The following is a 10,104-nucleotide window of genomic DNA, read 5'->3' on the forward strand; positions in this document are numbered from 1 at the left end:
TTGCCCGGACGGGGTACGAGAGCAGGGGCACGGATGGAGCAGCCCGACTCTCGTCGTCACCCAGGTGAGTGGTTCTCCTGGCGCCCGAGCCGAGCCAGTACACCCCGCCGGACAGCCCACCGCACCTGACCTGGACGGACCAGTCGGTCACCTGGTCGTGTCTGGTTTCGAACTGCTGAACAACAGTAGGTAACCTTCGTTAACGGGACGCGGGGAGCCGCCTCCTACTGGCTGTTGCGGAGGGCTTCGTTGATCAAGCTCATGTTCGCCGACGACGAGGAACTGGTGCGCTCGGGGTTGCGCGCGATGATGTCCGGGGCCCAGGACATCGAGATCGTGGGCGAAGCCTCCGACGGGAGATCCGCGGTCGAGGTCGCGCGGCGGTACCACCCGGACGTTGCCCTGCTCGACATCAAGATGCGGGCCCCTGACGACGGCATTCGCGCGTTGCGGGCCATCCTCGCCCTGCCTGATCCGCCCACCGTGGCCATGCTGACCACTTTCGACATCGACGAGTACGTCAGCCTCGCGCTGCGGCTCGGGGCCAACGGCTTCCTCCTGAAGGACATCGACCCCGCCGCGCTGCTCCGGGCCGTCCGGGACCTGAGCCGGGGTGGGGCTGTCCTCGATCCGGGGGTGGCCGCTCGTATGGTTCAGTCGCATCGGGACGAACAACGCGCTGCTCAGCCCGCTCGGAAGCTGCTCGCGTCGCTGTCCGAACGGGAGCGTGAGGTCGTCGCGCTCATCGGGCAAGGGCTTTCCAACGCCGAGATCGGGGGGCGGCTCCACCTGTCCGAAGCCACCGTCAAGGGGTACGTCTCCGCCGTGCTCTCGAAGATTGGGGCCGCGAACCGGGTGCAGGCCGCGCTGCTGGCCTACCGCGGTGGGCTGCTCGACCAGTAGATGCTGCTCACGGCGCTTGAGTTCGTCGGGCTCGTCGCCTTCGCCGCGTCCGGGGCGCTCGCCGCCGTGCGGGCGCGGCTCGACGTCTTCGGGGTGGTCGTGGTCGGGTTGACCACCGCACTCGGGGGTGGGGTCATCCGGGACGTGCTGCTCGGCATCCACCCGCCGACGACGTTGCGGAACTGGCCCTACCTCGCCGTCTGCGCCGTGACCGCGCTCGTCGTCTTCGCCTTCCACCCCCAGGTCGCGCGGCTGCGGCGGGGCGTCCTCCTGGCGGACGCGCTCGGGCTCGGTGTCTTCGCCACCGCCGGGACGACCATCGCGATCGACGCCGGCGCGACTGTGTACGCCGCGTGCCTGATCGGGATGACGACCGGGATCGGGGGCGGCGCCGTGCGTGATCTCCTGCTCCGGGAAATACCGCTCGTCCTGCGGAAGGAGATCTACGCCGTGGCCGCGCTGGCCGGTTCGGTGCTCGTCGCCGTCGGTCACGCTCTGCGACTGCCGGCCGGGCCGGTTACCGTGGTCTCGGCCGCCGTCGTGGTCGCCGTGCGGATGGTCGCGCTCTGGCGGCACTGGAACGCGCCGGTCGCGCGGGGGCCGGAGTGAGCATTCTCTTTGTGTGTTCTGTGTGTGTTCTTAGGCGAGTCTCAGCACGCTGAGTAAAACTATCGCCATGCGCATCCTTGTGGTGGACGACGACCGCGCCGTCCGTGAGTCGCTTCGGCGGTCCCTGGAGTTCAACGGCTACCAGGTCGAGCTGGCCAGCGACGGTGCGCAGGCACTGGAGGCGATCATCGCCGACCGGCCGGACGCGATGGTCCTCGACGTCATGATGCCGCGGCTGGACGGGCTCGAGGTGGCCCGCCGGCTGCGCAGCACCGGCGACGACCTGCCGATCCTCGTGCTGACCGCGCGCGACACCGTCTCCGACCGGGTGTCCGGCTTGGACGCCGGCGCCGACGACTACCTGCCGAAGCCGTTCGCGCTGGAAGAGCTGCTGGCCCGGTTGCGGGCGCTGCTGCGTCGCGCTTCGCCGGACGCCCAGAACGGGCAGGCCTCGGAGATCCTGTCCTTCGCGGACCTGACGCTCGACCCGGGCACCCGGGAGGTCCGCCGCGGCGGCCGGGAGATCAGCCTGACCCGGACCGAGTTCGCCCTGCTGGAACTGTTCCTTTCCTACCCGAAGCACGTCCTCACGCGTGGCCGGATCCTGGAGGAAGTATGGGGTTACGACTTCCCGACGTCGGGCAACGCGCTGGAGGTCTACGTCGGCTACTTGCGCCGCAAGACGGAAGCCGAGGGGGAGCCGAGGCTGATCCACACGGTGCGGGGGGTGGGGTACGTCCTGAGGGAAACCCCGCCGTGATCGAGCCCGGCGATCCCCGGGGCACGCGCTGGGGGACGCGCCGGTTCTCCCTGCGCGGCCGGGTGACGCTGCTCGCCGCCGCTTGCGTCGCCGGTGCCGTCGCGCTGGTGTCGATCGGCGCGTACATGGTCGTGCGCAGCAACCTCTACCAGCAGCTCGACGACAGCCTGATGGCCCGCGCGCAGGCCGCCGCCGACTCGCCGCAGGTGCAGACCGAGCTGCGGCAGGTTCCCGGCGCGTTCCTCGCCAGCGCCGACCTGCAGATCGGGCAGCTCAGCGCCGCGCCCGACGTCGCGCACGCCGTGATGACGTACCCGCTGTCGAGCTCGGCGCCGCCGTTCGGCCAGGACGAGCTGGCCGTCGCGAACGGCGACTCCCCGCAATCGATGCGGACGGACTTCCGCACCGACAGCCGCGTGGTCGCGCTGCCGACCGGGCACGGCGAGGCCATCGTGCTCGCCCAGTCGATGGGGCCGACCAAGCGCACGCTGAACGAGCTCGCGCTGGTGCTGTTCCTCATCGGCGGCGCCGGCATCCTGGTGGCGGCCGCGGCGGGCACCGCGGTCGCGCGGACCGGCCTGCGCCCGGTCGAGCGGCTGACGTCGGCCGCCGAGCGCGTCGCCAAGACCGGCGACCTGCGGCCGATCCCGGTCAGCGGCGACGACGAGCTCGCGCGCCTCACCACGAGCTTCAACACCATGCTCGGCACGGTCGCGGACTCGCAGGAACGCCAGCGCCAGCTGGTCGCGGACGCTGGCCACGAGCTGCGGACGCCGTTGACGTCGCTGCGCACCAACCTCGAGCTGCTGCTCGCCGCCAGCAAGCCGGGCGCGCCGCCGCTGCCGGACGCCGACCGGACCGACATCGTCGCCGACATCAGCGGCCAGCTCGACGAGCTGACGCAGCTCATCGGCGACCTCGTCGAGCTCGCGCGCCAGGACGAGCCGCGCGAGCGTTTCGAACGCGTCGAGCTGCTGGACGTCGTCGAGCGGGCGCTCGACCGGGCGCGGCGGCGCGCGGGCGAGATCCACTTCGACGTGTCGCTGCAGCCGTGGGTGCTCACCGGCGACAACAGCTCGATCGAGCGCGCGGTGCTGAACCTGCTCGACAACGCGGTGAAGTTCTCGCCGCCGGAGTCGACGGTCTGGGTGCGGCTGTACCCGCTCGGCGACGGCACGGCGGTCGTCGAGGTGGCCGACGCCGGCCCGGGCATCGCCGAAGAGGACCTGCCCAAGGTGTTCGACCGCTTCTACCGCTCGTCGGAGGCGCGGACGCTGCCCGGCTCGGGGCTCGGGCTGGCGATCGTGAAGCACGCGGCGGAACGGCACGGCGGCGCGGTGTACGCCTCGCAGGCGCCGGAAGGTGGCGCGTTGATGACGATTCGATTGCCGGGGGCGCCCGGCTGACCTGCGGTTCCGAAGTTCACCCCGATCTACCCAGCAGATCCCGTGTTGAATCGTGTAGGATTTTGTGTGGTTGGGCTAGACGGGGACGGAGTTGAACGGTGCTGGCGCGTCAGCGACAGGCGGTGATCCTGGAAGAGGCACGCCGGACCGGGGCGGTCCGGGTCAGTGACCTCGTGACCAGGCTGGGCGTGTCCGACATGACGGTGCGCCGCGACCTCGACGTGCTCGCCGGGCGCGGGCTGGTCGAGAAGGTCTACGGCGGCGCCACCTCGGTAGTCGGCAAGAGCACCGACGAACCCGGGTTCGAGGCGAAGTCCGTGCGCCAGCGCGCGCAGAAGGAAGCCATCGCCGAGCTCGCCGCGACGCTCGTCCGGCCCGGCACCGCGATCGGCATCTCCGCCGGCACCACCACGTGGACGCTGGCGCGGGCGCTCGACGCCATCCCGGGGCTCACCATCGTGACCAACTCGATCCAGGTCGCCGACGTGCTCCGCGGCTCGACGCAGCCCGATCGCACGGTCGTGCTGACCGGCGGCGTGCGGACGCCGTCGGACGCGCTGGTCGGGCCGGTCGCCGTGCACAGCCTGCGGTCGCTGCACCTCGACGTCGTCTTCCTCGGCGTGCACGGGATGGCGGAGGGGCCGGGGTTCACGACGCCGAACCTCACCGAGAGCGAGACCGACCGCGCGCTGGTCGAGGCCGGGCGCAAGCTGGTCGTGCTCGCCGACCACACCAAGTGGGGCACCGTCGGGATCTCCACGATCGCCGACCTGGACGAAGCCGACGTCGTCGTCACCGACGACGGGATCCCGGACGAGGCCAAGGAAAGGCTCGCCGAACGGGTGGGAGAACTCATGATCGCCGAGACGGCGGAGACGGACGAGGCCCAAGAAGCGTGAAGCGGACCGTACGACACCTGGCCGACGGCCGGGAGATCATCTACTTCGACCAGCCCGGCGCGCCCGACCGCGTCGCCGAGGACACCCGCGACCTGCCGCCGGTTTCGGCCACGTCGGAGATCCGGCGCGACCCGCTGACCGGTGAATGGGTCGCGATGGCCGCGCACCGGCAGACGCGGACCTACAAGCCGCCTGCCGACCTGTGCCCGCTGTGCCCGACCAAGCCCGGCAAGCCGAGCGAGATCCCCGAAAGCGACTACGACGTCGTCGTCTTCGAAAACCGCTTCCCGTCCTTCGCCGAAGACGTCGTCGGCGAACCATCCACTGTGGATGGTTTCGGGCTGGTGCCGGTGGCGCCCGGCCGCGGGCGCTGCGAGGTCGTCTGCTTCACCAGTGACCACGACGGTTCTTTCGCGCAGCTGAGCGCGAAGCGGGTGCGGGCCGTGGTGGACGCCTGGGCCGACCGCACGGCCGCGCTGTCCGAAGTGCCCGGTGTCGAACAGGTCTTCCCGTTCGAGAACCGCGGCGAGGAAATCGGCGTCACGCTTTCGCACCCGCACGGGCAGATCTACGGCTACCCGTTCGTCACGCCGAAAACCGCGCGCATGATCGACGTCGCCCGCGCCTACCAGGCCGAGCACGGGCGTCCGGTGCTCGGCGACGTGCTGGCCGCCGAACAGAAGTCCGGTGCGCGCGTGGTGGCGTCCGGCGAGCACTGGACGGCGTACGTGCCGCCGGCCGCGCGCTGGCCGGTCGAGGTGCACGTGGTGCCGCACCGGCAGGTCGCGGACATCCCCGCGCTGACCGACGCCGAGCGCGACGACTTCGCCGACGTCTACCTGGACGTGCTGCGCCGCTGCGACGCGCTGTACGACCGGCCGCTGCCGTACATCGCGGCGTGGCACCAGGCGCCGGTGCGCCAGGACCGCGAACTCGGCTGGCTCCACCTGGAACTGTTCTCCGTGCTGCGCGCGAAGGACAAGCTGAAGTACCTGGCGGGGTCCGAATCGGGCATGGCGGTCTGGATCAACGACGCGACGCCCGAGCAGATCGCGGAACGGCTCCGCGCGGCGGGCTGATCCCGGCCATACTCATCTCCGATGCACAGGTTCGGCTCAGGAACCTCTCAGGACCGTCCCGCAAGGTGATGACATGACCGAGAACGACCCCAGCACGCACGACCCCGCGGCGCCGCGGCAGCCCGAGACCGGCCAGCAGGCGGCCCAGGGCGGTTGGGCGGGGAACCCGTACGGTGAGCAGGCCAAGCCCGAGTCCGGCGGTGCGCCGCAGTACTCCGAGCCGTCCTACCACGCGGTGACCGGGGCCGATCCGTCGTACGGCGCGCAGAACGCGAACCCCTGGTCCGCCCAGGGCGCGCAGCTGCCGCCCGGCCAGACCCAGCAGAGCGTCTACCCGCCGGCGAACCCGTACGGCGCGCCCGGGACGGCCGCGTACGGCACGCCTGCCCCGCCGCAGCCGAAGCGTTCCGGCGGGAAGCTGCTCGCCGGTGTCGCGCTGGTGGCGCTGCTGGTCGGCGGCATCGCGGGCGGTGCGGTGGGGTATCTCACCGGCGGCTCGTCCGGCCCTGGCAGCAACGCGCTCGACGCGCCGAAGCCGGCCCAGCAGACGGGCAACGCGCCCGCCGGCTCGGTCGAGGCCGTGGCGCAGAAGCTGTCGCCGAGCGTCGTCGAGCTGCAGGTGAGCGGGCAGCAGGGGGCCGGCGAGGGCTCCGGGTTCGTCATCAGCACCGACGGCTACATCCTGACCAACAACCACGTCGTCGAGGTCGCCGCGAACGGCGGTCAGATCCAGGCCGTGTTCCAGGACGGCCGGAAGGCGGCCGCGAAGGTCGTCGGCCGCGACCCGACGACCGACATCGCGGTCGTCAAGGTCACCGGCGTGAACAACCTGACCCCGGTGGAGCTCGGCCGCTCCGACGACCTGCGGGTCGGCCAGTCGGTCGTCGCCATCGGCTCGCCGTTCGAGCTGGCCGGCACGGTCACCTCGGGCATCGTCAGCTCGCTGCACCGGCCGGTGCGCGCGGGCGGCAGCACCGGCGACCAGACGACGGTGATGGACGCCGTCCAGACCGACGCGGCGATCAACCCTGGCAACTCGGGCGGCCCGCTGGCGAACATGGCCGGCCAGGTCATCGGCATCAACTCGGCGATCTACAGCCCGCAGTCCGGCCAGGGCGGCCAGGGCCAGGGCGCGTCCGAGGGCGGCAACGTCGGCATCGGCTTCGCCATCCCGATCGACCAGGCCCGCCGCACCGCGGACACGATCATCAAGACCGGCCAGGCGGTGCAGACCTACATCGGCGCCCAGGTCAAGGACGCCCCGCAGGGCGGCGCGCAGCTCGGCGCCATCACCGCGGGCAGCCCGGCGGAGAAGGCCGGCCTCAAGGAGGGTGACGTCGTCACGAAGATCGACGACCGCACCATCGACTCGGCCGACACGCTGGTCGCGGCGGTGCGCACCCGCGCCCCGGACGAGAAGGCGACCTTCACCCTGGCCGACGGCCGCACGGTCGAGGTCACGCTCGGCGGGCAGCCCGTCCAGCCCAACTGATCCCTTCCAGACGCTCGGCCGCCCTGGCGCGGCCGAGACCAGCTTCGGCTCGACTCCCGAAACCGGGGCCGGACCCACAAGGCCACGCGCGACCCAGGCATTCGATGCCGGTCGCGCGTGGCCGCATTTGTGCGGGGGTTCAGGTGCGGGGGTGGTCCGGAGTGGTGGCCGGGTCGGCTTGGGCGGGCTGGTCAGGGCCAGGCCGTACGGCGCCTGGGGCGGGCGGCGTATCCGGTCGGACCGGCGGGTTGGCCTGGGCGCCTGGAGGTGCGGCCGGTGTGCCGGGTGGATTGGCCTGGGCGCCTGGAGGCGCGGCTGGTGCGCCGGGCGAGGGCGGTGGTGTCGTTGCGGAAGTGGCCGGCTTTGCGGGGCGGCGCACGTGGATGACGAGGGCGACCACGATCACCGCGAGCCAGACCGCCGCCACTGTGAGGGCCAGGCCCAGGGCTGGATTGCCGTCGTGGAGGCCGGGCATCGGCGCGGTTCCGTACGGGCGCCAGAGCAGGGGGAACGCCACGATCGCCAGGACGCCGGTGATCACGGTTCCTGCCACCACCGGGGTTTTCCACGGGTGTGGCACGAGGCGGGCCAGCACGACGCCGAGTACCGCGGTGAGGGGCGCGATCACACCGTCGTTGATGATCGGGCCGCCGACTATCCAGGTGGCTGTCGCGATCACGTCCGGACGTACCGGGAGCGCGTACTCGGCGAACAGCACCACGCCCCACGCCAATGCCGCGAGGCCAGGGAGGGCGAGGAGCGCACGGGCGGTTTTCACAGCGCCTCCAGCTTCGTGACCCACTTCGTCTGCAGTACGCCCGGGCGGTTCGGGGCGATGATCCGGCACGGGAATCCGTGGTCCATGTCCAGGTTTTCGCCGTTCAGTTCCAGGGCAAGCAGGGTCAGCTCGTCGGCCGTGTGCTCGCCGGGGAGGGTGCTGACGCCGTAGAGCCCGGAACGCTCCATTGAGGACACCCGGAGCGCGGTGCCGGGTGGCGCGCCGGTGGCTTTCAGGAGGGTGGGCAGGGAGATGCCGCGCCAGGTGGCCGATTGGCTCCAGCCCTCCACGCACGCGATCGGGAGTTCCGCCGTCGTCTGGGGCAGTGCGCGCAGCTCGTCGAGGGAGAACTTCGTCGTGCCGCGCGGGGTTGTCACCGAGAGGCGCCAGGACGGGGACCACGCGATGCCCGCGGCCGCCGCGGTGCGGTTCACCGGGAGGTTCTGGGTGCCCTTGCTCGTTTTCCACGACAGGCCCGAAACACCGCGCAGGAACGGGACCGTCGCGCCCGCGGTGGCGACGACCGCGGTGCCGGTGGCCAGCCCCGTGGTGAGGAGGAAACCCCGGCGGGAGAGGCCGGTGGGTGGGGGCTCCTCGGCGGTGGTGCGGGTCAGGGCGCGGCGGATGATCGGCAGCTTCACCGCCACGTGCACCAGGATCGAGCCGATCGCCAGCCACGCGACCGCGTAGTGCACCTGCGGGAAGTAGAAGCCCCACGGGTAGTTCTGCGCCACGTTCAGCAGGCCGGTGCTCAGCTCGAAGAACGCCGCGCCCGACAGCACCAGGATCGACAGCCGCTCCAAGGCGTGCGGGAGGGAGCGGACGAGCGGCCTGCCGAACAGCTTCGGGTAGACGCTCCACAGTTTCGCCAGCAGCAACGGGATCGACGCCACGCCGGAGATCACGTGCAGGCCCTGGGTGACGCGGTAGAGGCCGACCGGGCGGCTGGGCCACCAGAACCAGCCCGGTGGGTGCTGGATCAGGTGGCTGATCAGCCCGGTCACGAAGCACGTCGTGAACGTGATCGCCAGGGCCAGGCCGATCTTCGACGTCACGCGCTCGTCGTGCGCCGGTGCGCGGAACTGTTCTTCCTTCGGGATCGGCAGTTTCACCGGTGCTCCAATCGCGCGAACCAGCGGTGGCCGTGGCGGGTGGTCCAGTCGACGCGCAGGCCGGCGCGTACGGCGACTTCGGCGATCGCGTCCACGCCGACCCACGCCCAGGTGAACCACGCGACGTCGGCGTGACCCGGGCGCAGCCGGACGCGCTCGTGGCGCAGGCCGTGGCCGGGTGGTTCCAGTTCGACGAGGACGTCTCCGTCCGGTGCGATCAGCTGCGCGGTGCGGCGCAGCAGGGCCGCCGGGTCGCCGCCGATGCCGATGTTGCCGTCGGCGAGCAGGGCGTGCCGCCAGCGGCCTTCGCCCGGCAGGTGGTCGAACACGTTGCGGTGCAACGCGTTCCCGCCGCGGTGGCGGGTCAGGCCGACCGCCGTGCGCGAGCTGTCCACGCCCAGCGCGACGACGCCGCGGCCGGCCAGTGCCGCGGTGAGCCGGCCCGGACCGCAGCCGAGGTCGATGGTCGGGCCGGAACAGGCGTCGAGCAGGACGTCGTCGCCGTCGGAGGGCTCGGTCCAGCGTTCGACCGGCAGCTCGATCCGCTCGCCGGTCGCCAGCTCGAGCCAGCAGCGGTGGCCGAGCAGCCCGAGGTCGAACTCGTGGCCCGCGAACGTCGTCATCACACGACCACCCGTCCGCCGACGGCCGCGACGGCGTGGGCGAACCGGCCGTCCGGGCACGCCGCCGCGACCGCGCGGGCGTCCGCCATCGTGTCCACATCGGACAGACGAGCGGCCGTTGCCGGGCGCAGGCCGCATCTGCCGAGCGCGAGCAGCGTGCGTTCGCCGGTGTCGTCGCGGGACATCGGGACACCCGCGAGGACTTGCGCGTGCCGCGGCTCGGCCAGCCCCAGCGCCCACCAGCCGCCGTCTTCGGCCGGGCCGAGCACCGAGTCGCGCCCGCCGTGCCGCACCGGTGCGATGGCCGAAGCGAGGGACGCCGGGGTGACCTGCGGGGTGTCCATGCCGATCTGCAGGATCGGCAGGCCGGCGTGCACCGCGTCGGCGTCGGCGTGGGCATTCGCCAGCCGGGCGCCGAAGTTCCAGCCGCGCTGCGGGATGAC

General features: G+C 71.9%; 11 protein-coding genes. 7 read left to right on the plus strand and 4 right to left on the minus strand.

The features are described from left to right. The first annotated feature begins 249 nt into the window (after positions 1-249). The 7 genes from G3I65_RS34290 (at position 250) to G3I65_RS34320 (ending at position 7,148) form a co-directional block, all read left to right on the plus strand. On the plus strand, positions 250-903 hold the full coding sequence (locus G3I65_RS34290) for a response regulator transcription factor (protein ID WP_013230063.1): 654 nt from the start codon (positions 250-252) through the stop codon (positions 901-903). Next, positions 904-1,512, plus strand: coding sequence for a trimeric intracellular cation channel family protein (locus tag G3I65_RS34295; protein ID WP_160699777.1), 609 nt, complete (start codon positions 904-906; stop codon positions 1,510-1,512). It abuts the gene before it with no gap. 67 nt (positions 1,513-1,579) lie between these two features. Then, positions 1,580-2,272, plus strand: a complete 693-nt coding sequence (locus tag G3I65_RS34300; RefSeq protein ID WP_125312437.1) for a response regulator transcription factor — start codon at positions 1,580-1,582, stop codon at positions 2,270-2,272. Next, complete coding sequence (locus tag G3I65_RS34305; protein WP_160699778.1) at positions 2,269-3,678, plus strand: HAMP domain-containing sensor histidine kinase; 1,410 nt, start codon at positions 2,269-2,271, stop codon at positions 3,676-3,678. The genes G3I65_RS34300 and G3I65_RS34305 overlap by 4 nt, the downstream gene beginning before the upstream one ends. 98 nt (positions 3,679-3,776) lie before the next feature. Beyond that, positions 3,777-4,577 (plus strand): DeoR/GlpR family DNA-binding transcription regulator, encoded by an 801-nt coding sequence (locus G3I65_RS34310; RefSeq protein ID WP_160699779.1) that lies wholly within the window; start codon positions 3,777-3,779, stop codon positions 4,575-4,577. After that, positions 4,574-5,656 (plus strand): galactose-1-phosphate uridylyltransferase, encoded by a 1,083-nt coding sequence (galT, locus tag G3I65_RS34315; protein WP_160699780.1) that lies wholly within the window; start codon positions 4,574-4,576, stop codon positions 5,654-5,656. The genes G3I65_RS34310 and galT overlap by 4 nt, the downstream gene beginning before the upstream one ends. 73 nt (positions 5,657-5,729) lie before the next feature. Then, on the plus strand, positions 5,730-7,148 hold the full coding sequence (locus tag G3I65_RS34320) for a S1C family serine protease (protein WP_160699781.1): 1,419 nt from the start codon (positions 5,730-5,732) through the stop codon (positions 7,146-7,148). A 139-nt stretch (positions 7,149-7,287) separates the two neighbouring features. On the opposite strand, the gene G3I65_RS34325 is transcribed toward G3I65_RS34320, so the two are convergent. From G3I65_RS34325 to G3I65_RS34340, 4 genes are all read right to left on the minus strand, one after another. Beyond that, positions 7,288-7,926, minus strand: coding sequence for a hypothetical protein (locus tag G3I65_RS34325; RefSeq protein WP_309235875.1), 639 nt, complete (start codon positions 7,924-7,926; stop codon positions 7,288-7,290). After that, a complete protein-coding gene (locus tag G3I65_RS34330) occupies positions 7,923-9,038 on the minus strand; it encodes a molybdopterin-dependent oxidoreductase (RefSeq protein ID WP_160699782.1) in 1,116 nt (371 codons plus the stop codon). Before G3I65_RS34330 ends, G3I65_RS34325 begins: the two co-directional genes overlap by 4 nt. Next, positions 9,035-9,661 (minus strand): class I SAM-dependent methyltransferase, encoded by a 627-nt coding sequence (locus G3I65_RS34335; protein ID WP_160699783.1) that lies wholly within the window; start codon positions 9,659-9,661, stop codon positions 9,035-9,037. The genes G3I65_RS34330 and G3I65_RS34335 overlap by 4 nt, the downstream gene beginning before the upstream one ends. Further along, positions 9,661-10,104: DUF2064 domain-containing protein (locus G3I65_RS34340; protein WP_160699784.1), on the minus strand; the 444-nt coding region annotated here is incomplete at its 5' end. The genes G3I65_RS34335 and G3I65_RS34340, both read right to left, overlap by 1 nt.

This window comes from Amycolatopsis sp. SID8362, assembly GCF_010550475.1.
GTDB classification, from domain to species: domain Bacteria; phylum Actinomycetota; class Actinomycetes; order Mycobacteriales; family Pseudonocardiaceae; genus Amycolatopsis; species Amycolatopsis eburnea.